Origin of the sequence: Micromonospora sp. CA-246542, from assembly GCF_050942905.1 — a bacterium.
Classification (GTDB): domain Bacteria; phylum Actinomycetota; class Actinomycetes; order Mycobacteriales; family Micromonosporaceae; genus Micromonospora.
Genome location: NZ_CP192040.1, coordinates 231,900 through 255,756, shown reverse-complemented (window position 1 = coordinate 255,756; position 23,857 = coordinate 231,900). Strand labels below are relative to the sequence as shown.

18 protein-coding genes and 3 pseudogenes are annotated in these 23,857 nt (G+C 71.7%); 15 read left to right on the top strand and 6 right to left on the bottom strand.

Going from position 1 to position 23,857, the window contains the following annotated elements:
• Positions 1–93: 93 nt before the first annotated feature.
• Both ACQP0N_RS01245 and ACQP0N_RS01240 read left to right on the top strand, forming a co-directional pair.
• Positions 94–588, top strand: a complete 495-nt coding sequence (locus ACQP0N_RS01245; protein ID WP_433116865.1) for a hypothetical protein — start codon at positions 94–96, stop codon at positions 586–588.
• Between the two features lie 101 nt (positions 589–689).
• Complete coding sequence (locus ACQP0N_RS01240; RefSeq protein WP_433116863.1) at positions 690–1,316, top strand: phosphatase PAP2 family protein; 627 nt, start codon at positions 690–692, stop codon at positions 1,314–1,316.
• A gap of 4 nt (positions 1,317–1,320) precedes the next feature.
• Here ACQP0N_RS01240 and ACQP0N_RS01235 read toward each other — a convergent pair whose 3' ends face one another.
• Positions 1,321–2,070, bottom strand: coding sequence for a prepilin peptidase (locus tag ACQP0N_RS01235; protein ID WP_433121350.1), 750 nt, complete (start codon positions 2,068–2,070; stop codon positions 1,321–1,323).
• Between the two features lie 631 nt (positions 2,071–2,701).
• On the opposite strand from ACQP0N_RS01235, the gene ACQP0N_RS01230 reads away from it, so the two are divergent.
• From ACQP0N_RS01230 to ACQP0N_RS01175, 12 genes and pseudogenes are all read left to right on the top strand, one after another.
• Positions 2,702–3,268: a hypothetical protein gene (locus ACQP0N_RS01230; protein WP_433116861.1), complete on the top strand. Its 567-nt coding sequence runs from the start codon at positions 2,702–2,704 to the stop codon at positions 3,266–3,268.
• Positions 3,269–3,300: 32 nt separating this feature from the next.
• A complete protein-coding gene (locus ACQP0N_RS01225; RefSeq protein WP_433121348.1) occupies positions 3,301–4,176 on the top strand; it encodes a hypothetical protein in 876 nt (291 codons plus the stop codon).
• Positions 4,177–4,210: 34 nt separating this feature from the next.
• Positions 4,211–4,868: pseudogene (locus tag ACQP0N_RS01220) on the top strand (SAF domain-containing protein).
• Positions 4,869–4,870: 2 nt separating this feature from the next.
• Positions 4,871–5,670 (top strand): annotated as a pseudogene (locus tag ACQP0N_RS01215) (ParA family protein).
• Complete coding sequence (locus ACQP0N_RS01210) at positions 5,660–7,201, top strand: CpaF family protein (RefSeq protein WP_433116859.1); 1,542 nt, start codon at positions 5,660–5,662, stop codon at positions 7,199–7,201. Before ACQP0N_RS01215 ends, ACQP0N_RS01210 begins: the two are co-directional and overlap by 11 nt.
• Positions 7,162–8,108, top strand: a pseudogene (locus ACQP0N_RS01205) (type II secretion system F family protein). The gene ACQP0N_RS01210 and the pseudogene ACQP0N_RS01205 overlap by 40 nt, the downstream one beginning before the upstream one ends.
• Positions 8,109–8,145: 37 nt before the next feature.
• A complete protein-coding gene (locus ACQP0N_RS01200; protein ID WP_433121346.1) occupies positions 8,146–9,015 on the top strand; it encodes a type II secretion system F family protein in 870 nt (289 codons plus the stop codon).
• 24 nt (positions 9,016–9,039) lie between these two features.
• Positions 9,040–9,243, top strand: coding sequence for a hypothetical protein (locus ACQP0N_RS01195; RefSeq protein WP_357132005.1), 204 nt, complete (start codon positions 9,040–9,042; stop codon positions 9,241–9,243).
• A 5-nt stretch (positions 9,244–9,248) separates the two neighbouring features.
• Positions 9,249–9,695, top strand: a complete 447-nt coding sequence (locus tag ACQP0N_RS01190; RefSeq protein ID WP_433116856.1) for a TadE family protein — start codon at positions 9,249–9,251, stop codon at positions 9,693–9,695.
• The gene (locus tag ACQP0N_RS01185; RefSeq protein ID WP_433116855.1) at positions 9,692–10,159 is read left to right on the top strand and encodes a TadE/TadG family type IV pilus assembly protein; all 468 of its coding nucleotides are present in this window, start codon (positions 9,692–9,694) and stop codon (positions 10,157–10,159) included. Before ACQP0N_RS01190 ends, ACQP0N_RS01185 begins: the two co-directional genes overlap by 4 nt.
• Positions 10,156–10,602 carry a pilus assembly protein TadG-related protein gene (locus ACQP0N_RS01180; protein ID WP_433116853.1) on the top strand — a complete coding sequence of 149 codons (447 nt, stop codon included), beginning with the start codon at positions 10,156–10,158 and terminating at the stop codon, positions 10,600–10,602. The genes ACQP0N_RS01185 and ACQP0N_RS01180 overlap by 4 nt, the downstream gene beginning before the upstream one ends.
• Positions 10,603–10,616: 14 nt before the next feature.
• Positions 10,617–11,984, top strand: coding sequence for a LysM peptidoglycan-binding domain-containing protein (locus ACQP0N_RS01175; RefSeq protein WP_433116851.1), 1,368 nt, complete (start codon positions 10,617–10,619; stop codon positions 11,982–11,984).
• A 477-nt stretch (positions 11,985–12,461) separates the two neighbouring features.
• Here ACQP0N_RS01175 and ACQP0N_RS01170 read toward each other — a convergent pair whose 3' ends face one another.
• The gene (locus tag ACQP0N_RS01170) at positions 12,462–13,316 is read right to left on the bottom strand and encodes a DUF2231 domain-containing protein (protein ID WP_433116849.1); all 855 of its coding nucleotides are present in this window, start codon (positions 13,314–13,316) and stop codon (positions 12,462–12,464) included.
• A 183-nt stretch (positions 13,317–13,499) separates the two neighbouring features.
• On the opposite strand from ACQP0N_RS01170, the gene ACQP0N_RS01165 reads away from it, so the two are divergent.
• The gene (locus ACQP0N_RS01165; RefSeq protein WP_433116847.1) at positions 13,500–14,300 is read left to right on the top strand and encodes a crotonase/enoyl-CoA hydratase family protein; all 801 of its coding nucleotides are present in this window, start codon (positions 13,500–13,502) and stop codon (positions 14,298–14,300) included.
• A 1-nt stretch (position 14,301) separates the two neighbouring features.
• On the opposite strand, the gene ACQP0N_RS01160 is transcribed toward ACQP0N_RS01165, so the two are convergent.
• The 4 genes from ACQP0N_RS01160 to ACQP0N_RS01145 all read right to left on the bottom strand — a co-directional run bounded on the left by ACQP0N_RS01160 (position 14,302) and on the right by ACQP0N_RS01145 (position 23,857).
• Positions 14,302–18,006 (bottom strand): discoidin domain-containing protein, encoded by a 3,705-nt coding sequence (locus tag ACQP0N_RS01160; RefSeq protein ID WP_433116845.1) that lies wholly within the window; start codon positions 18,004–18,006, stop codon positions 14,302–14,304.
• 134 nt (positions 18,007–18,140) lie between these two features.
• Positions 18,141–21,062, bottom strand: a complete 2,922-nt coding sequence (locus ACQP0N_RS01155; protein ID WP_433116843.1) for a discoidin domain-containing protein — start codon at positions 21,060–21,062, stop codon at positions 18,141–18,143.
• 147 nt (positions 21,063–21,209) lie between these two features.
• Positions 21,210–22,820 carry a glycoside hydrolase family 13 protein gene (locus tag ACQP0N_RS01150; RefSeq protein ID WP_433116841.1) on the bottom strand — a complete coding sequence of 537 codons (1,611 nt, stop codon included), beginning with the start codon at positions 22,818–22,820 and terminating at the stop codon, positions 21,210–21,212.
• A gap of 149 nt (positions 22,821–22,969) precedes the next feature.
• Complete coding sequence (locus tag ACQP0N_RS01145; protein ID WP_433116839.1) at positions 22,970–23,857, bottom strand: carbohydrate ABC transporter permease; 888 nt, start codon at positions 23,855–23,857, stop codon at positions 22,970–22,972.

The window sequence follows — 23,857 nt, the reverse complement described above, 5'->3', positions numbered from 1 at the left end:
GACGACCCGCCGCCCCCTCGTGTCGTTGATCCGGCTGCGCCCCTGGTCAGCGCCGACCACGGTGGGTGCACCCACGCACGAGGAGGGACGCCGATGACCAGTCAACGGGAGACCGTACGGGTCGAGAAAGACCTGTTCCGCGCCGTGTACGACTCGCCCGCGTCACTGCCCGGCCGACACCGGTGGACCACGCCGGAGTCGGACGTGCGCCGTCTGGAGAAGCTGCTCGGCATGCCGACGCGCACCATCGGCGCCCCGCTCTGGGTCAGCGGCGACGAGCCGGACTGCCCGAAGTGCGGCCGGCGGATCACCTGGTACGACATCGTCTCCTCGGCGGTCACCGGGCTGCACGACAAGGGCATGATCGCCGAGGTCATCCTCGGCGACCACAAGTACGTCAACACCGAGGTCCCGGACGCCATCGCGGGGGTGCACTGCGCCGACTGCCACACCGCCATCGAGGGCCTGCGCAGCTTCAAGTGCCACAACTGGGCGTACGCCTTCGAGGCGCTGGAGGCCGTCCGGGAGCGCATGGCCGGCGGCCCCGGCCCGACCCAGCGCGCGGCCGAGGGAGCCGCCTCGACCTGAGCCCCGGCCAGCCCATCGCGTGCTGGACCGACCTGCCCCACGTTCGCGTTTCCAAGACGTCTCCAAGGTGAACGCGGTATGAACGTGTGGAGAGGTGATTCATGGCCGACAACGGCAGTACGGACGTCCCAGAGATCAGCGCCGAGTGGTACCGCGACATCGTCGATGCCGCCGCCGGCACCCCGCACCCGGTGCAGTGGTTCGTCGGGCACGCCACCGAGGGGGTGATCCTGCTCCTCGGCGCGCTCCTGGTGGTTGCCGCGCTGCGCCGCCTGGCCGGTGGCCCACACGACCGGGCCCTCGCCCTCGTCGCGCCGCTGCCGACTCTCCTGGCGTACGCGGGCAGTGAACTGCTCAAGACCGTGGTGGACGAGGACCGGCCGTGCCGGACAGTGGGCCGGGCGATCATCGCCGGCACCTGCCCACCGCCGGGTGACTACTCGTTCCCGAGCAACCACGCGACGCTCGCCGGGGCGCTGGCGGTCACCACCCTGCTGCTCTCCCGGCGGCTCGGGCTACTCGCCCTGCCGCTGGCCCTGCTAGCCGCGTTCTCCCGGGTCTTCGTGGGCGTGCACTACCCGCACGACGTGGCCGCGGGCCTGCTGCTCGGCGCCCTGGTCGCCCTCGTCGCGACTCCGCTGCTGGCCCGCCCGGCCGCCGAGGCGCTACGTCGCCGTACCGACGCCCGCCGGCGGATACCCGATCTGGCCGGCCGACCCCACCCGTAACCCCTCAGGTCGCCAGGAGTGCACCCGCCGTGCCGAGGAGCAGGAACGGGCCGAACGGCAGGTGGGTGGTCCAGCGGACCCGTCGGGCCACCAGCAGTACCAGGCTCACCAGCGCGGACAGCCCGAACGTGAGCAGCAGCCCGAGCACGAGGACGGGCCAGCCGTACCAGCCGAGCAGCGCGCCCACGCCGAGCGCCAGCTTGGCGTCGCCCAGCCCGAAGCCCCGGCGACCGAGCAGCAACGTGCTGGCGGCGAAGAGCAGGGCCAGACCCGTCCCGGCGGCGACGGCCCGCACCCACGGACCAGCCCCGGCACCGGCCAGCGCCGCAACGCCGAGCAGCAGCCAGGTCCCGCCGGCGGCGGGCAGGGTGAGCCGGTCGGGTAGCCGGTGCACGGCCAGGTCGACGAAGACCGCCGGTAGCGTCCAGCCCAGCCACCAGGCCACGGCCGGCAACGCGCCCAGCGGCGGGCCGACGAGCACGAGCAGCGCCACGGCGGCCAGTGCCGCCACCTCGATCGTGCCGGGCGGCGGCCCGACCCGGCCGCCGCACCGGCCGCACCGGGCCGCCGGGCCGAGCGCCGGCCACGGCCTGGTCAGGCTGATCGCGGCCCCGCAGGCGTCGCACCCGGTCCGGCTGGGAGCGTCCGACGGTACGGCGTGACGCACGACGGCCAACCGCAGCGGCGGCACGACGAGCAGGGACGCCAACACCGTGGCGAGCCGGGGTCGGGCAGCACCCGCGACCGGCCCCACCTCGGTGACCGCAGGGCGGTCGGAGGCGGACGGTTGGTCGGTCGGTTCGGTCGTCAGCGCCACGTCGACTCCACCGATCGTCCGGCCGCCGTCGCAAAAGGTGAACACGGATCGTGACTGAACGTTCGCTCGGGTGTAGCGGATGGCGCGGAAAGCGACGCCCCCCACCGACGACGTCCGCCCCGGATCGGCCCGCACGACGTGCGCTCGCCGCCGACCCGCGACACGGGCCGGATGTCGGAATGCGGGCGCGATGCCCCACTCTCGTAAGGGGCGTAGGGGTCGGGACGGATCGGCCCGCGCCAGCGAGGCCGGGCCACCGACGACCCCTGGACCGACAGCCATCCCGAGCGCGGCACGGACACCTGCCACCACCACCCATCATCACTCAGAGTGTTCGCTTGAATTGCCTCTGTTGCATCGGCGATCGTGAGCTTATGCTCGCCCCTTGAGTGTGACGCAAGCCTCACATCGATGACCGGACAGCACAGGACCTTGCATTTGTAGAAGATCCGCAACGGTGAATGCAGAAGCGCAATGAACGGCCGGATGAAGTGATCCGGGCGCGCTTTCGCATGCTCGACACCGGCGCTTCGTCGCCACGTCGGGCTGTCACAAGGAGGGTTCGGCGGTGGTCGAACGGCAGCTCAGGCGAGCGACAACCTGCCTGCTGGCGATCGTGGCGACGGTGGCGCTCACCGCCTGCGGCGGCGGGCCGGAGGCGGTCGAGCGCCCGACGTCGGAGCGTCCCGACGGGGTACGGGCGGATTCGGATGTCGAACGTGGGGCTGCGGAAAAGGCGGCGCTCGGGGCGTACTCCGGATATCTCACGGCCTCGCGCACGGCGAGTCGGCGCGGCGATCCGCACGCGCCGGAACTGTCCAGATATCTCGCTGATCCACTGTTGACCCGGGTGCAATTGTCCATTCGCGACGCTAAGGAGCACGGCGCGATGCGTACCGGGACCTTGAGATCCGATCCCACCGTGATCGCCGTCGACCTCGACTCGGACCCGGCCACCGTGGAGATCCAGGACTGCCTGGACGCGACCGGCTACCGGCTCGTCTACACCAAGGACCAGCGGACGGTGCCGGGCAGCGGTGGCGGCAAGCACCTGGCCACGGCCACCGCCACCCGCTATCCGGACGGCCGCTGGCTGATCAGCTCCGGCGTCGCGCACCAGGACCAGCCGTGCTGACCCGCCGGCTCCTCGCCGGGGTCGGTGTGGCGATGCTGCTGGTGGTCGGCACGACCCTGCCGGCCGCCGCCCGCCGGGCCGGCCCGGGGGTGGAGTGCCCGCCCAGCCAACCGGACTGCAACGTCTGGGACGACGAGCCGGGCCATCCCGGCGACCCGGGGGGCGGCGGGAACAACGGCGGCGGAGACTCCGGCGGCGGTGGGGGTGGCGGCGTCTGCCAGTGGGGCGGCCGGACGATCCCCTGCTACGACGACGTGCTGGGTTGGTTCAACAACGGCGACGGCTGCTACTACAAGCTCGCCGTGCCGCAGAAGCCGGCGGAAGAGGGCCAGCAGTGGTACGTCCAGACCTGCAACGGCGGCGATCTCGGCGCGCAGGACACCGTGCTGCGCAACGGGCCGCCGCCCGGCTTCGGCGCTCCGCCGGACCCGGAGGAACTGGCCCGCCGGGCCCTCGCGTCGATCAAGCTGCTGCCCGCGCGGCTCAAGGTGGCCCCGCGCAAGGACATCGGACCCGGCCTGGTCGGCCTGCCGGTCTGGATGTGGGCGACGCCGAGCGCCGACTACTTCGGGCCGCTGCACGCCTCGGCGGAGGACCGTGGTCTGCGCGTCTCGATCGAGGCGAAGGTCAGCCGGACCGTCTGGAACATGGGCAACGGCGACACGGTCACCTGCACCAAGCCCGGCACCCCGTACGACCCGAAGGGCGCGCGAGCCGGCAGCACCTCGCCGGACTGCGGTTACGACCACGGCTATCCGAAGGCCGGCACGTACCGGGTGGGCGCCACCACGTACTGGACCGTCCGCTGGTGGACCAACAACGGCGTCGAGGGCGACCCGATCGCGCAGACCCGCACCAGCGGCACGGTGCCGGTACGGATCAATGAACTCCAGGTGGTGACCAGGTAATGAGAGCACCCCAGGCGCGAATGGAGATCGAACGGTGAGTGTGGCGACGCGTAACGCGACGGGACCGGTGGACGCGCCGGTCAGCCCGCCCAAGGTGGTCCGGCAGCGCCGCGTCCGTCCAGGCCTGCTGGGTCTCGCCGTCCTCCTGATCGCCCTCGGTGGGCTGGGGGCCGCGTTCGCGGTCACCTCGGTGCGGGCCACCGGCAGCTACCTCGCGGTGGCCCGGCCGGTGGAGGTGGGCCGGGAGGTCACCGCCGCCGACCTGATCACCGTGCAGGTCGCCGGCGGCCAGGGCTACGCCCGTGCCGGCGGGCCGGCTGGACGAGGTGGTCGGCAAGCGGGCCGCCGTGGCGCTGGTGCCGGGCACCCTGCTCACCCTCGGGCAGGTCACCGACGACCCGCTGCTCGGCCCGGGGCAGCAGCAGATCGCGCTCGGCCTGAAGACCGCCCAGGTGCCCGCCCGCGCGCTGCACCCCGGCGACAAGGTGCTGCTGGTCAGCACCCCGGACGACGACGCTACCGGGGCGGCCGCCACGGCCGGCACCCGGTTCACGGCCACCGTCATCGACATGGTCAGCCCGACGGACGACGAGAAGGTGCTGTACCTGGCGCTCCTCATCCGGGACGTACCCGCCGTGGTGGCGCTCGCCGCCCAGGAACGGGTCGCCGTCGTGCTGATCGAGGCGGCCTGACGATGGCGATCATCGCGTTGGTGTCCGCGAAGGGTTCGCCCGGCGTGACCACCTCGGCGTTGGCCTGCGCCCTCACCTGGCATCGCCGGCTGGTCCTCGCCGAGTGCGACCCGGCGGGCGGGTCGATCCTCGCCGGCTATCTGGGCGGCCAGTTGGACGGTCCGCGCGGCATCGGGGAGCTGGCCGTCGGCGAGCTGCGCGACGGCAACCTGGAGACCGCGTTCTGGTCCCAGTTGGTCGACCTGGACGCGCCGCGCCGGGAACGGCTGCTGCTGCCCGGTCTGGTCGACCCGACGCAGGCCGGCAGCGTCACGCCGCTCTGGCAGCGCTTCGCCGACTACTTCAACGCCCTGGACCGGGGCACCCCCGGCTACGACGTGCTCGTCGACTGCGGCCGACTGCACGTGAACGGTCCACCGTGGCCACTGCTGCGGGCCGCCTCGGTGGTGCTGCTGGTGACCCGGGCGAACCTGCCCGACCTGTCCGGGACGCGGGCGGCGGTGACCACGATCGAGCGGGACTTCGCCGAACACCGGGTACCGCCGGGCACCCTGCGGCTGCTGCTGGTCGGCGACGGGCACGGGCGCGCCGAGATCAGTCGCGGGCTGAAGCTGCCGGTGATCGCCCGGCTGCCGCACGACCCGCGTACCGCGGGGGTGCTCGGCCTCGGCGGGACCGTGCGGGCCGGACGGCCGCTGCTGCGCGCGGCGACCGCGCTTGAGGTGCCGGTCGGGGCGTTGCTGGAACGCCGACGGGCACGGCTGGCCTGGCCGGTACAGCAGGGGTGCCGGATGCGGTTTGAACCCGTCTCGGCCGACCCGCGCCAGCAGCCGCCGGGCGCGACGTCCACCGCGCCACCGCTGAACCCCGCGAACGGCCGGCACCACCACGTGACGCCGATGCCGCAGGCGACGCCCACGGCCACGCCGCCGCCCGAGACGGCCCCTCGACCCCGGATGGACTTCCAGGTGGTCCGGGAGCTGCGCCGGGAACTCACCGAACGACTCACCCTGTGGCAGCGCGGCCGGGAGTTCACCGTCGACGAGGAGGACACCGAGCGGGCGCGGCTGGCCGTCCAGGTGGTCGCCGAGTACGCGGACGCGGTCCGCCGGGCCGGCACGCCGATGGCCGCCGGCGAGGAGCGTCTGCTGCTCGACCAGGTGACCGCCGAACTGGTCGGGCTCGGCCGGCTCCAGACGCTGCTGGTCGACGACACCATCGAGGAGGTGCACATCCTCGGCTGCGACCAGGTGCGCATCACCCGACACGGCGGCGGGGTGGACTGGGGCGAGCCGATCGCCGACAGCGACGCCGAACTGGTGGAGATCCTCCAGGCGGCGGCGCGGCGGGCCGGCGCGACCGAGCGGTCGCTGTCCACCGTGAAGCCCACCCTCGACCTGCAACTGCCCGACGGCAGCCGGTTGGCGGCGGTGTTCCTGGTCAGCCACCGCCCGTACGCGGTGATCCGCAAACACAACACCCTGGACGTGAGCCTCGACGACGTCGCCGGTAGCCGGGGCGACCTGGACGAGATGATCGACCCGCTGCTGCGTGACTTCCTGCGCGCCGCCATGCGCGCCGGGTTGAACATCATGGTCGCCGGGCTGGCCGGCGCCGGAAAGACCACAATCATCCGGGCCTTGATGAACGAGATCCCGCCCGACGAGCCGTACGTGCTGCTGGAGGAGAGTCGGGAACTGCTGCCGGCGCGCCGCCGCGAGCGGCACCGGGCGGTGATGAGCTTCGAGGCGCGGGAGGGGCACGGCGAGCGCGGCTTCGACGGCCGACCGGCGGGCGAGGTGACGATCGCCGACCTGATCCCGCTGTCGCTGCGGATGGGCGTCCTGCGGATCATCGTGGGCGAGGTGCGGTCCCGCGAGATCGTGCCGATGCTCCAGGCGATGACCACCAGCCGGGGGTCGATGTGCACGATCCACGCCCGTACGGCCGCCGGTGTCGGCGAGCGGATCGTGGAGCTGGCGTTGGCGCACGGCCGCGAGATGACCGTCGACCAGGCGCGCCGGATGGCCGGCAACGCCCTCGACCTGATCGTCTACGTCACCGTCGAGGACGAGAGCGCGATCGGCGGACGTAAGCACCGGTTCGTCTCGCACGTGGAGGAGGTGATCGGGGCCGGCGAGGCCGGACGGATCACCACCACCACCGTCTTCGGTCCCGGTCCGGACGGCCGCGCGGTCCCCCGGCACCTGCCGGAACGGGTCCGCGACCAGTTGCTCCGCGTGGGGTACGACTCCCGACTGCTGACCCGCTGGATCGAGGCCGGTACGGGCGCGTGGCGGCGGCCCCGACAGACCCGACTGGCCCGGCGGTGACCTGATGGGGAACAGTCTGGAGTTGATCGCGGTGGTCTCCGGAGCCGCGTGCGTGGCGGGGCTCCTGCTGGCGGTGGTCGCGCTGGTCGGCACCCGTCGACCCCCGGGCCCCGGCCCGGGAGAGGGGCCCGGCCTGAGTCGCCTCTGGCGGGGCTCCGGCGCCACGCCCGCCGAGCGGCGGTCCTACCAGGCACTGCTGCTCGCCGCGGTGGTCGCCGGGGCGTTGGCCTTCCTGCTGACCGGGCTACCGGTGGTGGGCCTGCTCGTCGCGGTGGCGGTACCCGGTACACCGTGGCTGTTCGCGGTGGGCAAGGCCGAGCAGCGGGCGATCGCCCGGATCGAGGCCGTCGGCGAGTGGACCCGCCGGCTCAAGGACGTCTCCGGTACGGGCCAGGGCCTCCAACAGGCGATCATCAGCACGATCGGCAGCGTGCCACCCGGCATCGAGGACGAGGTACGACTGCTCGCCGCCCGGTTGCAGGCCGGCTGGCTGGCCCGCTCCGCGCTGCTGGCGTTCGCCGACGAGATCGGCGACCCGGTCTGCGACCAGGTGGTGGCAGCCCTGATCCTGCACCTCACCGACCGGGGCGAGCGGTTGGGCGACGTACTCGGTTCGATCGCCGGCGCGGCGTCCGCCGAGGTGGCGACCCGCCGGGAGATCGAGGCCAAGCGCACCCAGCCCCGGTTCGCGGTCCGCTTCCTGACCGGAATGACGCTGGCGACGCTGGCGTACGGGCTGGTCAACACCGAGTACATCGAGCCGTACGGCACCCCGACGGGTCAGGTGGTGATGGCCGCGCTCGGCATCGCCTTCATCGGCCTGCTGGCCTGGGTCCGCTCGATGAGTCAGCCGCAGCGACCGGCCCGGTTCCTGCCGGCGCCCGACCCACAGGAGGTCGTCGCGTGAGCGCGAGCGCCACGGTGCCGGCAAGAGGCCCGCGATGATCGTCAACTGGCTCCTCGGCGTCGCCGTCACCGGCGGGGCGGCGATCGGGTTGGGCCTGTTCCTGGTGATCCGCGAGCTGGTGCCGGCCACTCCCGCGCTCGGTCCGGCGCTGCGCCGCCTGCACCAGCCGCCGGGTACCGGCCGGGTGGCCACTCCCGCCTCCCGGCGGTTGGACTGGCTGACCGGGCTGTCCCGCTGGCTGCGACCGCCGCACCGGCAACTCGCCCTGATCGGCCAGACCCCTGAGCAGTACGCGCTGTCGGTGCTGCTGTCCGCGCTGATCGGACTGGCCACGCCGACCCTGCTCGGGGTGGCGCTGTTCGTCCTCGGCATCTCGCTGCCGCTGGTCGTACCGGTGCTCGGGGGCCTCGGCATGGCGTTCGTCGCCGGCCTGCTGGCGCACCGGTCGGTCCTGACCAAGGCGGACGCCGCCCGCGACGAGTTCCGCCAGGCCGTGTGCACGTACCTGGATCTGGTGGCCTTGCAGCTCTCCGCCGCGCACGGGCCGGTGCAGTCGTTGGAGCGGGCCGCGGCGGTCTGCGACGGCTGGGTGTTCGACCGCCTTCAGGAGTCGCTGCGGATCGCCCAGATGCAGATGCACGCCCCCTGGGACGAGCTGCGCGACCTCGCCGACAAGATCGGTATCCCGGAGTTGGGCGACGTCGGCGCGATCATGCGTTCCTCCGGCAGTGAGGGCGCGCAGGTGCACGAGACCCTGCGCAGCCGGGCCGACTCGCTGCGCGACCAGATCCGCACCGACAACCTGGCCCGCGCCGAGGGCGTGACCAGCAAGCTCGACATCCCGGGCGCGCTCCTCGTCTTCGTGCTGCTCGGCTTCGTCGTCTACCCGTTCATCGCCCGTGTCTGATCCGACCCCGAGAAGGAGTACGCCATGTCCATCCTCACCTACCTGCACGTCGTGGTGACGACGCGCTTCGCCGAGCTACGCCGGGACGGCGAGCGGGGCGACAGCCCGGTACCGACCGCGGTGATCATCTTCGGCCTGGTCTTCGTGGCCACCATCGTCACCGGCCTGGCCCTCGGCAAGGCCAACGACTGGATGAAGGCCATCCCGGGCCACACGAACCCGAAGTAGCCGGCATGCGCCGAGTCACGTACCCGAGGTGGCGCCGGGCGGTTTCCGCCGCTCGGCGTCGTCTCGTGACCGGCGACCGGGAGCGGGGCGCGAACCCGGTGGAGCTGGCCGTGGTGATGCCGCTGATCCTGGTGCTGCTGTTCGCGTCGCTCCAGGTGGCGGCCGTCTTCCTGGCTCGTGCCACGGCGTTGAACGCCGCCCAGAGCGGGGTCAACGCCGAACGGCGGTACAACGCGTCCGACGGTGCCGGGACAGCCAGCGCCAAGCAGTTCCTGTCCACCAGCGGCAGCTGGCTGCTGGGCTGGGACAAGGCCGGCGGTCCGAGCTGTGTGACCAGCGAGGTGGACGTGACCTGCACGGTGACCGGCCGGTCCCTGTCGGTCGTACCCGGCGTGGACTTCGAGATCGGGCAGACCGCGCACGGGCCGGTGGAGCGGGTGACAGCGCCGTGAGCCGGACCACCGAGCGTGGCTCGGTCTCCATCGAGGTGGCGGTGCTCGCGCCCGCGTTCATCGCGCTGATGGTGCTGGCGGGCGTTGCCGGACGCAGCGCGGTGGCGGCAGAGGCCCTCGACGCCGCCGCGCACGACGCGGCCCGCGCCGCCTCGATCTCCCGCAACCCCACTGACGCCAAGGAACAGGCCCGCAAGGCGGCCCAGGAGCAGTTGGACTGGCACGGACTGGATTGCGGAGCCGCTCCGAAGCTGACGTTCCGCGGCAGGGTCGGCAACAGCGACACCGGATTCGATGACGCCTACCGCAGCGCGCTCGGCCAGAACGCGACGGTCACCGTCACGGTCGAGTGCCGCGTGTCGTTCCGCGACCTACGACTCAACGCCCTACCAGGCATGCCCACCGAGAACAAGATCGAGGCCAGCTTCACCTCGCCACTGGACCGTTACCGGAGCCGACGATGAACCTCCGTACGCTCTCCGGCGACCACGGACGGGTCAGCATCTTCCTGGCCGTGGCGATGATCGGCGTACTGGCCATCGTGGGACTCTCGTTCGACGGCGCGGGCCAGCTCCGCACGCTGCAACGCGCCGACAACCTGGCCGCCGAGGCGGCCCGCGCGGGCGGACAGGCCATCGACCGGGCCACCGCGATCGAGGGTGGGCCGACGCGGATCGACCAGCCGCAGGCCCGCGTGGCGGTCGCCGAATACCTCACCGCCGTCGGCTCCACCAACAGCCACACCGTGAGCTTCCCGCAGATCGCCGGAGAGGTCGTCGTCCGGGTACGCCTCACGATCACGTACCGCCGCTCGATGCTCGGCCTGTTCGGCTTCGCCGACCAGGTCACCATCACCGGCGAGGCGACCGCACGGGCCATCACCACAGCCCCAGCCCCGCCCCCATAGGAAGGAAGGCAGCCATGTCCGCATCGGGTCGGTCCGTCGTACGGCGGACGGGACGTGTCCTCACCGGCCTCGGCGCGCTCGTCGTGCTCTGCGCCCTGGTGGCGGGCGCGCCGGTCGCGCTGCTCGCCTTCGCCGGCAATCCCCTGCCCGACCATCTGCCCACCCTCGCCGAGGTGGGCACCACCCTGACCAGCCGGGACGACGGGCAACTCTTCCTGCGGGCCCTGGCGCTGGCCGGGTGGTTCGGCTGGGCCACGTTCACCTTCTCCGTCCTCGTCGAGTTGGGCGCGCAGACCCTGCGCCGGCCGGCGCCGAAGCTGCCCGGGATGAGCCGCCAGCAGAAGGCCGCCGCCGCACTGGTCGGTTCGGTCGCCCTGATCCTCGCGGCCAGCCCGGCCGCCGCCAGCGCCGCCGCGGTCTACGCCGGCCCGACGTACGCCCAGCCGAGCGCGTCGGCCACCACCACGCGGCTCACCGAGGGCCAGCCGCTGGGCCTGGCCGCGAGCGGGCCCCGGGACGCGCTGGGAAGCGGGCCGCTCGGACTTGTCGCGCCGGGCGGGCCGAGCCCGGGCGACCAGGCTGCGCCGGTGTACCGCGTGGCCCGGGGCGACTACCTCGGCGAGGTGGCCGAGCGATACCTCGACGAGTTCGACGATTACCGGCAACTCGCCAAGCTGAACCGGCTGGACGACCCGGACCGGATTCGTCCCGGGCAACTGCTCCGGCTTCCGGCGGAGGCCACCGACCAGGGCGCACGCTCGCACGCGACCGGCAAACTCGTCGGTCGACCCGCCGCGCCCACACCGCCCGCGCCGCGACCGACGCCGGAGCGGTCGGCCCCGGAGCGCGCGGAGCAGGCACCACCCAGCGGTACGGAGTCGACGGGTCAGGCGCCCACGATGACCGTCGGCGCGGCCCGGGCCGGAACCACCGACCGGGTGAATCGACCGCTGGCGGTGTCCGCCGTCCTGGCCGTGGCGAGCATCGTCGGCGCCCAGATCGGCGCGGTTCTCGGTCTCCGTCGTCGGCCGGCCACGGCCGGCGCCGCACCCCGGCTGACCGCGGCCGCCCGTACCCCGCGACGCCGGTCGACCGGGGTCGGCGGCAGCTCCACCACCGGGAGCCGCGCCTCTCGGAGCGGCGGCTCCGGTCGGAGTGGCAGCCCTGGCCTGAGCGGCAGCTCCGGTCGGAGTGGCGACGCGGGTCGAGCGGGCAGTGGCGCCGCCTGGGCCGCCCGTCGTGCGGCGGCGGCCACCGAGACGCCCGCGCCGCCCACTGGCCCGCCGACCGGCAGGCCGCTGGCCCTGCCCGGTCGTAGTGCCGGAACGGTCGGCGAATGGAACGACGACGACGTCCAGGGCGGTCGGCACCGGCGGGGTTGAGCCGGCACCCGCACGCGTAGGTCGCGGCCCAGTTCGCCGAGTTCCGCACGAACGACGCCCGGGAGCTGCGGCCCACCCGCGGCCGACGCGTGGAAGCCGTGGCCCACGCGGCCGGCGCACGTGAGCGCCGTGGCGCACGCGCGGCCGACGCCCGAGCGCCGTGGCCCCACACACGGCCGATGCCCTAGCGCCATGTTCCCCACACGGCCGATGCCCGAGCGCCGCGGCCCCACACACGGCCAACGCCGAGCGCCGTGGCCCACGCGCGGTCGACGCCCGAGCGCCGTGGCGCACACGGCCGACGCGTGAGCGCCGTGGCCCACGCACGGCCGAGCGCAAACGCCGTGCCACGCACGGCCGACGCGGCCGGGAGCGGGCACCCCACACAGACTGATGCCACATAGTCATCAAGATGACTATGTGGCATCAGCGCGTCGAGGGCGGCCGGTCGTCCTCGTCGGCCCGGCAGCACCCTTGTCAGGGGAGACGGGTCTGGAGCACGCCGTCCTGGATGCGGGTGGGCAGGATCTGCTGGTCGTTGCCGGAGGGTCCCTGCACGACCTCGCCGCCGTTGAGGCGGAATGCGCTGCCGTGCCAGGGGCAGACCACGCACGCGTGGCCGTCGATCTCCTGGACCTCGCCCTCGCCCAGCGGCCCGCTCTGGTGCGGGCACCGCTCCAGCATCACCGTGACCTCGTCGCCGTGGCGGTAGAGGATCACCGAGATGTCGTCGTCCACCTCTCGGGTGATCAGCGTGCGCTGCGGCAGGGTGGCCATGTCGGCCAGCGAGTGCCACCCGTCGCTCATCCGGTGCAGCTCGGACACGCTCTGGTTGACCTGGGCGCCCTGCTTGTACGCCAGGTGCCCACCGATGTACGCGCCGAGGCTGACGGCCGAGAGGCCGAGGAACCCGAGCGCCTTGCCGACGCCGCTCCGCCCGGAGAGCCGCGCCGCCAGTGAGCCGGCGTAGAGGCCGACACCGACGGTGTTCGCGGCGGCGTGCACGAGGCCGACCCGGCGCTGGTCCCGGGAGAGCGCCGCCCAGTCGTTCAAACCGGCGACCGCCGCCGGCAGGGCGCTGACCGTCCCCAGACCGACCAGCACGGTCGCCGGTCGGCGCTGCCCTGGCATCAGGTCCAGCACGGCGGCACTGATCCACGCCCCGACCGGCACCTGCACCATGGCCGGGTGCAGCGGGTGCCCCAGCGTCACGCCGTGCAGCAGGTCCCGCAGTCGCCGCGGTCGCAGCGTCCCCAGGACAGCCTTCTGCAACCGGTCACCCGCGCGGTCCAGCCGGGAGTCCTGCTCAACTTTCGTCAATAGCGCTCGCACGAGTACCGACTTCCCGGCGATCCCCCTCCCAAACCGGTCGCCGACGACAAACCTGCCACGCCGCTCTCCCGCCGATCTTGCAGTTTCTGCTGCGACAAAACAGCCCCTGAGGAGTAAATCGACAACCCAAAGTGCAAGATCGACGAGATTGTGGGGGCGCGGGGCAGGCGGCATGCTGGCGGGATGGGTGTGCGGGTGGAGCGTCGCGGGGTCGTCACTACGGTGATTCTGGATCGGCCGGAGGCTCGGAACGCTGTCGATGGGGCTACCGCTCGGGCGTTGGCGGATGCCTTCCGCGCCTTCGAGGCTGATCCGGGCGCGGCGGTCGCCGTGCTGTGGGGTGCGGGTGGCACGTTCTGCGCCGGGGCCGACCTGAAGGCCGTCGGCACGCCGAGGGGTAACCGGGTGGAGCCGGAGGGGGACGGCCCGATGGGTCCCACCCGGATGGTGCTGAGCAAGCCGGTGATCGCGGCCATCTCGGGGTACGCGGTGGCCGGCGGCCTGGAGCTGGCGCTCTGGTGCGACCTGCGGGTCGCCGAATCCGACGCCACGCTCGGAGTGTTCTGCCGCCGCTGGGGAGTACCGCTGATCGACGGCGGCACGGTTCGGCTGCCCCGGCTGATCGGGGAGAGCCGCGCGATGGACCTGATCCTCACCGGGCGGGCGGTGCCGGCCGACGAGGCGTACGCCATGGGGTTGGTCAACCGGGTGGTGCCGCCGGGTCGGGCGCGGGCGGCGGCCGAGGAACTGGCGGCGGCGATCGCCCGGCATCCGCAGACCTGCCTGCGCAACGATCGGGCGGCCCTGCTGGCCGGCGTCGGGCGGCCCGAGGCGGAGGCGCTGGCGACCGAACTGGCGTACGGGATGGATTCGCTGGCCACCGACGCGCTGGCCGGCGCGGCCCGGTTCGCGGCGGGTGAGGGCCGGCACGGCACGACGCCGCCGGGAGGGTGGGACCTCCCGACGGCGTCGGCTACCGGGTGAATCAGTTGCGGTTGATGGTGAAGGTCGTCGTGGGGTTCTGGATGTCCACCGCGTTGTTGCTCAGGCGCAGGTTGGTGAAGGTGACCGACCCGACGGCGGGACCCTGCCCGGCCTCCGGCATGGGGTTGGCCCAGATGCCGAAGCCGGACTTGGCGTCGTAGGCGTCACCGCTCTTGCGGGCGCCGCTGATGGAGATGTTGGTGAAGACCGTGTCGGTGATCGGGTTCTGCGGCTGCCCACCGACGTAGTTGGTCTGGAACATGATGCCGCTGTAGGTCGGATCGACGATGTCCACGTCGCTGACGCGGATGCCCTGGAACACCTTCGAGGCGGAGAACACCCAGATCGCCGGGAAGGTCTGCCCGCCCCAGAAGTGCCCACCGGCCCGGACGATCGAGATGTTCTCGAACTTCGTGGGCGGGCTCGCGCCGAAGCCGTTCATCGGGTAGCCGAAGTCCAGCGAGCTGATGGTGATGCCGGAGTAGACGAGCGTGTCCGCGATGTAGATGTTGCGGAACGTGTTGCCGTAGCCGCCGTAGACGGCCACACCGGCGGCCCGCCAGGTCAGGGTCGACGTCAGGTTCTCGTAGATGTTGTCCTTCATGTCGGCGCCGCCCGCGTCGATCGCCGAGAACAGCGCGAAGCTGTCGTCACCGGTGGCCCGGGCGTCGTTGTTGCTGACCAGGTTGTTGGTGCTGCCGTTGGTCATGTTGACGCCGTCGGCGAACAGGTTGCGGATCCGCGAGTTCCTGATCGTCATGTAGTCGGTGTTGGCGCCCCAGTAGAGGCAGACCTGGTGTTCGGCCCAGATGTTGTCGATCACGATGTTCGACACGTTGGAGAAGTCGAACACCTTGCCCGGGCCGTCGATCCGCGAGGTGTAGTTGCCGAAGTACGCGAAGTTCTTGAACGACGAACCGGCCGCCGAGTTCTCGGCCCGGAAGCCGATGTCGGTGTTCTCCTGGCCGGACGGCGCGTTGAACCGGGTGTACCAGGGGCCGGCACCGGTCACCTGGACCGCCTTGCCGTACACCTGGAACTTCGACGAGGTGGAGTAGTTGCCGGCCGGCAGGTAGACACCGATCAGGTTGCCGGTGGTGTCCATCCGGACCCGGTCCAGCGCGTTCTGCACGTCCTGGTGGGTGAAGCCGGTCGGCGTGGCGTACCGCGCCGAGTCCGGGTTGGCGATCGGCGAGACCTGCTCGGTGTTGATGAAGTCGATCGCGTAGGTGGTGGTGTTGGCCGCGTCCTTCTGCAGCCGGATCTTGCTGCCGGCCGGCACGGTCGAGTTGAGCATGACGTTGGCTTCGTCGTAGATGTGCCGCGGTCCGCCCGCGCTCGGAGTGTTCCCCGGGCTGGTCTCGTTGCCGTACAGCCAGGCGTAGCGGGACGTCAGGTCGATGGCCTTGTGGAACGTGCCGTTGACGTAGACGTTGAGCGTCGAGTTGATGCCCCCGCCACCCGCCGCGTCCGGAATGGAGAAGCGGGTGACAAGCGTGTTGGTGCTGGCCCGGGTGGTGAACTCGACGTAGGCGCCGGTCGAGTTCAGGGTCACCGCACGGCGGCCGGACGCCTCACCGGCGACGTCTCCGACGGTCCGGTTCGGGCCCACGACGTTCGCGCCGCCGCCGACCACGCCGTCCTCGGCCTCGTACATGTCGTACGGCATGTTGGCGCCGCGCCCGACGAAGAGCGGCCGGTCGCTGGTGTTGTTGGTCTGCTTGACCGGCAGCTCGTTGGCGTCGGCGGCGAGCACGACCCGGACGGTGTACTTGCCGTTCGCGGCCGTCCAGGTGCCCAGGTTGACCGGGCCGACGGTGGCCCCGGCGTTGATGACACCGGAGTACGAGCCGGTCAGGGTACGGACCACGGTGCCGGACTCGTTGAGAACGGTCAGCGTGATGCCGTGCGAACCGGACGCGGACGCCACGCTGCCGGCGTTGCGGATCGACACCGAGAACGTGACGGTGTTACCGGCCGACGGGTTCCCCGGCGACCAGGCGACCGAGGAGGCGACCAGGTCACTGGTGGCGACCGGGCTCACGACCAGCGGGCTGGGGTTGGAGTAGCTGTTGTTGGTGTCGTCCTGCTCGACGACGGTGTTCGACTCGTCGACCTTCGCGCTGAGCGGGTAACTGCCCGCGTCGCGGGTGCCGATGCTGGCGCTGACCGTGGTCGACGCGCCGGCCGCGAGGGCACCGACCGACGCGGTGCCGACCCGGGTGGAGCCCAGGTAGAAGTTGACGTTGGTCGCGGCGGAGGCCGCCGAACCGGCGTTCCGCACGGTCGCCGAGAGCGTGACGGTGCTGGTCTCGACGGGCGCGGACGGGCTGAACGACATGCCGGTGACGGTGAGGTCCGGGTTCGGCGCGGGGGTGCCGAAGACCTGGAACTCGGCCACCTGACCGGCCGGGGCGCCGGTGTTCGAGGCGATCGAGAGGCGTACGTCGGCCGCCGCCCCGGAGACCGGGATGGTCACCGTGTTGCCGCTGCCCGGGTTGAACGTGTAGTTCGTCGCGCCGACCAGCGTGGTGAAGCTCGACGAGTTCTGGTCCCGGCCGAGGACGGTGATGTTCTGGGTACGGGTACCCCACGCCGAGTCCGGGTTGAGCTTCAGCACGATCTGGCTGAGGCTGGCGTTCGCGCCGAGCTGCACGGTCAGCGTGCTCGGGTTGCCGTTGCCCTCCCAGTAGGTGGCCACGTTGTTGTCGTTGGCGTTGGTCGCCACGAACGTGTGCACGTACCCGGAGGCGGTGATCGGCTTGCCGACCGCCAGGTTGCTCCCGGTGGGCGGGTTGCCGGTGCCGGTACGGGTCACCGTGTTGCTGTTCGACGACTGGTTGCCGGCCGCGTCCTTGGCCCGCACGTAGTACGAGACCGTGGCGCTGTCCGCCTGGCTGTCGGTGTACGTCAGCGTCGAGCCGCCGACGCTGCCGCGCAGCGCGCCGTTGGCGTAGACGTCGTACCCGGTCACCCCGACGTTGTCGCTCGACGCCGACCAGGTGAGCCGGATCTGACCGCTGGCCGGCTGGGTGTAGGCCAGGTTGCCGGGGGCGCTGGGGGCCTGAGTGTCGGTGCTGCCGCTGGAGCCGTACACCTCAACCTCGGAGAGCTGCGCGGCCGGCCAGCCGGTGTTGCCGGTGACCTGCACCCGGACGTAGCGGGTGCTGGCGGCGGTGAAGCTGACGGTCGCGGTGTTGCCGCTGCTCGGGTTGAACGTGTAGTCGGCCGACGACTTCAGGGTGCTGAAGGTCGAGCCGTTGGTGGAGCCGAGAACCGACAGGGTCTGCGTACGCGTCTGCCAGTCCGACGACGGCGGCAGCTTCAGCACGACCCGGTCCACGCCGACCGTCGCGCCCAGGTCGGCCTGGATCCACTGCGGGAACGCGTTGTTGGCGCTCTCCCAGTAGGTCGAGGCGTTGCCGTCGTTCGCGTTGCTCGCCACGTAGTTCTGGTTGTAGCTGCTGGCGCTCATGGTGGCCGAGAGCCCCGCGAGCAGAGCCGCGCGGGCGGAGCCCGCCGGTGCGGAGGCGGGCGTCGCCGCCGGTGCCGCGGTCGCCGGGGTGACGGCGGGAGCGGCGGCGAGGAGCAGTCCGGCGAGCGTGCCGGCGAGCAGTCGGCGGCGGGCCGGCGCTCGGTCGGCTCGGACGGTCGAACCGGGCGAGCCGGTTCGCGGGGTGCCTCGGGTGGGGCCGTTTCTGGACATCGGTCGCTACACCTCTTTCGGGGGTGGTGTGGGGTGCGTTGCCCGGTGACGGGCGCAGGGGTACGCCCGTCGTGCCGCGACAGGTGGGGGACGGTGCGGTGGCCCCCGCCCTGGTCGGGGCGGGGGCCGTCGGCCTAGCTGGAGTAGACCTCGAACTCGCTGAGCTGACCGGCGGGCCAACCCGTGTTGCCGGTGACGGTCAGGCGCAGGTATCGCTGGCTGGTCGCCGTGAAGGTCACGGTGACCGTGTTGCCGCTGGACGGGTTGAAGGTGTAGCCGGCGGACGCCTTGAGGGTGTTGAACGACGAACCGTCGGTGGAGCCGAGCACCGCCAGGGTCTGCGTGCGCGTCTGCCAGGCCGACGACGGCGGCAGCTTCAGTACGACCCGGGACACCGTTCGGGCGGCGCCCAGGTCGACGGTCAGCGACTGCGGGAAGGCGTTGTTGGCGCTCTCCCAGTAGGTGTTGGCGTTGCCGTCCACCGCGTTGGGCGCGGCGTACACGTCGGAGTGGCTGGTCTCGGTGATCGACCGTCCCGCCGCCAGGTTGCCGGTGGGGGCGGGCGTGGTCGGGGGCGGGGTGGTCGTCGGGGGCGCGGTGGTGGGCGGGGCCGTGGTCTGCGTGCCGCCGTACACCTCGACCTCGCTGAGCTGCGCGGCCGGCCAGCCGGTGTTGCCGGTCACGGTGACCCGGATGTAGCGGCGGCTACCGGAGGGCAGCCCGATCGACACGGTGTTGCCCGAGCCGGGTGCGAAGACCCGACCGGCGGACGACGCCAGCGTGCCGTACGACGAGCCGTCGGTGGAGCCGAGCACCGACAGCGTCTCGGTGCGCTGCTCCCAGCCGGGGGGCAGTTTGAGCACCACCCGGTCGACCGAGCGGACCGCGCCCAGGTCGACGGTGACCGACTGCGGGAAGGCGTTGTTGGTGCTCTCCCAGTAGGTCGAGGCGTTGCCGTCCACCACGTTGCCCGGTCCGTAGTTCTGGTTCGTGCTGGTCGCGGTCGTCGACCGGTTCAGCGCCAGGTTGCCACCGGTCGGCGGCGGGGTCGTCGGAGGCGCGGTGGTCGGCGGCGCGGTGGTCGGCGGCGCGGTGGTCGGCGGCGCGGTAGTGGGCGGCGCGGTGGTCGGGCCGGTGGTCGGCGGGGTGCTGGGCCCACCACCCCACTGCGGCTCCGGCCACGGGCCGCAGTACGGGGTCGACGTGTACCAGCCCGAGTTGCCCGAGCCCTGGGTGATCTGGAAGCCACCACCCACGCAGTTGTGCATCGGGTTGCTCTGCGCGATGTTGGTGGCCCGCACGTTGGTGAACGACACCTGGCTGGGCGCCTGCACCTGGAGCGCGTACGTGCCGGCGCCGTCGATGCGGACGTTGGTGAGGTTGATGCCGCTGGTCTGGCCCTCGATCCAGTGCAGCGCCGCGTACGAGCTGTCCAGGATGTCGGTGTCGGTGATGTTGATGGTGGCCTGCTGGAACGCCTCGTTGAGGGCGGAGAACCAGATCGCCCCGACGCCGAAGTTCCAGTTGTAGTCCGAGTTGCCGTTGCGGATCAACGTGTTCCGGGCGATCGTCCAGGTGCCCCGGACCGCGGTGTCGCCCTGCACGCCGGGGTAGCGGTTGGCGACGTGGATGCCGCCGCCGTTGGTCAGCGAGTCGGCCGTCACGTTGTCAGTGATCTTGATGTCCCGGCCGCCGTAGCTGACCAGGTGGTTCGCCAGCAGCGTCACGCCGATGGTGTTGTGCGTGAACGAGTTGTTGACGTTCGGCACGCTCTGCGCCCACATGGCGAGGGCGTCGTCGCCGGTGTTGCGGACGAACGTGTTGGTCACCGTCGAATTGGTGACGCCGGTGTGGAAGTTCACCCCGTCCGCGGTCTGGTCCAGGATCCGGCTGTTGCGGATGGTGAAGTTGTCCATCGGACCGTCCATCCACGCGCCGACCTTGGTGTTCTCCAACCAGAGGTTGTCCACCACCGAGTTGGTCATCGCCCCGCCCAGCGCGTTGACCTGGTCGTCGTCCATCCGCTCGCGGATGTCGCCGATGATGGCGAAGTCCCGCAGGGTGACGTTGCGGCTCGGCCCGTTCGCCTCGTGCGACCGGATCTCACCGGTGTAGCCGCCGCCGGGGACGTACTTGCCGTAGATGCCGGCCGCCCGCTTGCGGTCGGTGGGGTGCCGGCCGCCGAGCACCGAGTACCAGGGACCGGCGCCGCGCAGGGTCACCCCGTCGACCACCACGTGGTCCCAGAGGGTGAAGGTGCCGGTCGGGATCCAGACCGCCCGGCCCTGGGCCTTGCCGGCGTCGACCGCCGCCTGGAACTTCGCGGTCGAGTCGGTCGCGCCGGTCGGGTCCGCGCCGAAGTCGGTGACCACGTCGATGACACCGGAGGGCTTGGCGATCGGCGCGACCACCTCGAAGTCGGCCAGGTCGATCGTGAAGGTGGGTGACTGGGCGGTCGAGGAGACCTGCAACCGGATCTTCGTACCGGCCGGCTGGGTGCTGCCGAACAACGCCCGGGTCTCGTCGTAGAAGTGGTGCGGGTTGGTGTCGCCCGGGTTGTTGTTGAACGGGTAGCCGCCGTAGTACCAGCCGTACTTCGACGTGACCGGGACCGACTTCAGCAGGTTGCCGTTGGCCCGCAGGTCGATGGTGGCGTCCCGGCCCGTGCCCGAGGAGTTGTCCGGCAGGCTGTACCGGAAGGTGACCGCGTTGGCCGGAGCGGTGAGCGTGAACTCGACGTACTCACCGACGGCGTCGAGGGTGACCGCCTCCCGGCCGGACGCCTCCGACGGCAGCGTGCCGTAGCGCCGGTCCGGGCCGATCTTCGTGCCGTTGTGCGCGGCCTTCTCCGCCTCCTGCTCGAGGAAGGGGACGGTGGCGCCTCGGCCGGAGATGTCGAAGGGGGACAACCCGGCCGCCGAGGCCGGGGTGGCACTGCCGGTGACCGCGAGGGCGGTCAGGCTGGTGGCCGCGAGCAGGGTGGCGGCGATGGCGGCCAACCCTGCCCGGGCCGGGTGTCGAAGGTGGTGCGGAGTGCCGGTGGTGTGGTCGGCCATGAGCTGCGCTCTCCCTTTCGTCAGGCAGGCCAGTTCCCCCGTGTCGGTGCGGTGTGGCGGTCCCTCGTACTCCCTTCGTGGGCGCGGCGCGCGGGTGGTGTGGTGCCGGCGGTCGGGACGGGACCGCCGGCACCACGGCGGGTCGGGTCAGGTCAGGGCGGCGGCGTCCGCGCGCGGTCCGTCGGCCTCGTCGGGGGTACGCAGCCAGACGGCGGTGTCCGACGGCAGCAGCCCGTCGTCGAGTGGGCCGCTGGCCAGCAGCACCTCCCCGTCGACGGGCATCGGCACGGCCGCGTCGGTGAGGTTGACGAGGCAGTGGAAACCGCCGCCGCGGCTGAAGGCCAGCACGCCGTCCGGGGCGGGCAGCCAGGTCAACTCGCCGTCGCCGAGCGCCGCTTCGGCGCGTCGGACGTGGATGGCCTCCCGGTACAGCTCCAGCATCGAGGCCGCGTCGCCGGTCTGCGCCAGCGCCGTCCGGTCCTTCCAGTCGGCCGGCTGGGGCAACCAGGGCGCCGCCGAGCCTTCCGGGCTGAACTCGAAGGGCGGCTCGTCACCGGCCCAGGGCAGCGGAACCCGGCAGCCGTCCCGCCCGGGGTCGATCCGTCCGGAGCGCTCCCACATCGGGTCCTGCCGCATCGCGTACGGGATGTCCTCGACCTCCCAGAGCCCCAGCTCCTCGCCCTGGTAGACGTAGGCGGCGCCGGGCAGCGACAGCGACAGCAGCGCGGCGGCCCGCGCCCGCCGGGTGCCCAGCTCCAGGTCGGTGGGGATCCCCTCGCGCTTCGCGGCGAAGCTGAAGGTGGTGTCCGCCCGGCCGTAGCGGGTGACGTGCCGGGTCACGTCGTGGTTGGAGAGCACCCAGGTGGCGGGCGCGCCGACCGGCGCGTGCGCGCTCAGCGTGCCGTCGATGCTCTCCCGCAGCGCGGAGGCGTCCCAGGCGCAGCCGAGGAAGTCGAAGTTGAACGCGGCGTGCAGTTCGTCGGGGCGCAGGTAGTTGGCGAACCGCTGCCGGTCCGGCAGCCACACCTCGCCGATCAGCGCGCGGTCGGCGTACGAGTCGGCGACCCGCCGCCAGCCCCGGTAGATGTCGTGCACTCCGTCGAGGTCGTGGAACGGGTGCGGCCGGTCCGGCTCGACCTCGGGCAGCGTCCCGTCCTTCACGAGCAGACCGGCCGAGTCGATCCGGATGCCGTCGACGCCCCGGTCGAACCAGAACCGGAGGATGTCCTCGAACTCGGCCCGTACCCGGGGGTGGTCCCAGTTGAAGTCCGGCTGCTGGGGCGCGAAGAGGTGCAGGTACCAGTCGCCGGGCGTGCCGTCCGGGTTGGTGGTGCGGGTCCACGTCTCGCCGCCGAACTCGCCCACCCAGTCGGTGGGTCGCTGGTCACCGTTCGGGCCCCGCCCGGGACGGAACCAGAACAGGTCCCGCTCGGGCGCCCCCGGGCCCCCGGCCAGCGCGGCCTGGAACCACGGGTGCGCGTCGGAGCAGTGGTTGGGCACCACGTCGACGATCGTGCGGATGCCCAGGTCGTGCGCCTCCGCGATCAGCGCCTCGACCTCGGCGAGCGTGCCGAAGACCGGATCGATGTCGCGGTAGTCGGACACGTCGTACCCGGCGTCGGCCATCGGCGACGGATACCAGGGACTGAACCAGATCGCGTCGATGCCAAGCGCGGACAGGTGGTTCAGGCGGGAGCGGATACCTGCGATGTCACCGATGCCGTCACCGTTGCCGTCGGCGAAGCTGCGTGGGTACACCTGATAGATAACGGCTCCACGCCACCACGGACTGCTGTCTGCTGTGGACACGAGCACCTGCTTTCTGCGTCAGTACGTCGCCGGGTACGCCGGTGGCGATTGTGTGTCGAACGAACGGCCGTTGTTCGCTCCGCTGTCTTCGGTGGTGGCTATCCCTTGATGCTGCCGGCGGTCAGGCCAGACATGATGTTCCGCTGGAAGATCAGGAAGACGATAACGGTCGGGATGGCGGCGATGACCGACGCGGCGATCACGATGTTCATGGGCGTACCGCCCGCGAAGGAGTAGATGCCGACACTGACCGTCCGGGTCTCCGGAGAGGGCATGACCAGCTTCGGCCAGAGGAAGTCCTTCCAGACCGCCGTCATGGCCAGGATCGCGACGACGCCGAGGATCGGGCGGGACATCGGCAGGATGATCGACCAGAGCGTCCGCAACGACGTCGCCCCGTCGACCAGGGCCGCCGCCATCAACTCCTCGGGAATCGAGTCGAAGAATCGCTTCAGCAGAAAGATGTTGAATGCGTTCGCCACCAGCGGCAGCCAGATGGCGAACGGCGAGTCGAGCAGGTTGATGTGCAGGATCGGCAGGTCGATCACGGTCACGTACTGGGGGACGATGAGCACCATCGCCGGGATCATCAGCGTGGCGAGCATCAGCCCGAGAATCACGTTGCCGAAGATCGGTCGCAGTTTCGACAACGAGTACGCGGCGGCCGCGTCGAGGACGAGCTGGAACAGCACCGCGCCGATCGCGTAGTAGAACGTGTTGAACAGCAGCTTGGCGAGTTCCAGATTGTTCCAGGCGTCGATGTAGTTCTGCGGCTGCGGGTCCTTCGGAAACAGCGTGGGTGGGGTCTGCGCGATCTCCTGGCCGGACTTGAGCGCGCCGGTGACCATCCAGTAGAGGGGCCCGAGGAAGACGAGCGTGAACGCCGTCACGACGACCACCAGCAGCGTCCAGTAGATGACCCGCCCGCGTCCCCGACTGATCTGGGCATGGGAGATGAGGGTCCGGGTGCCGGAATCCTGTGCCAT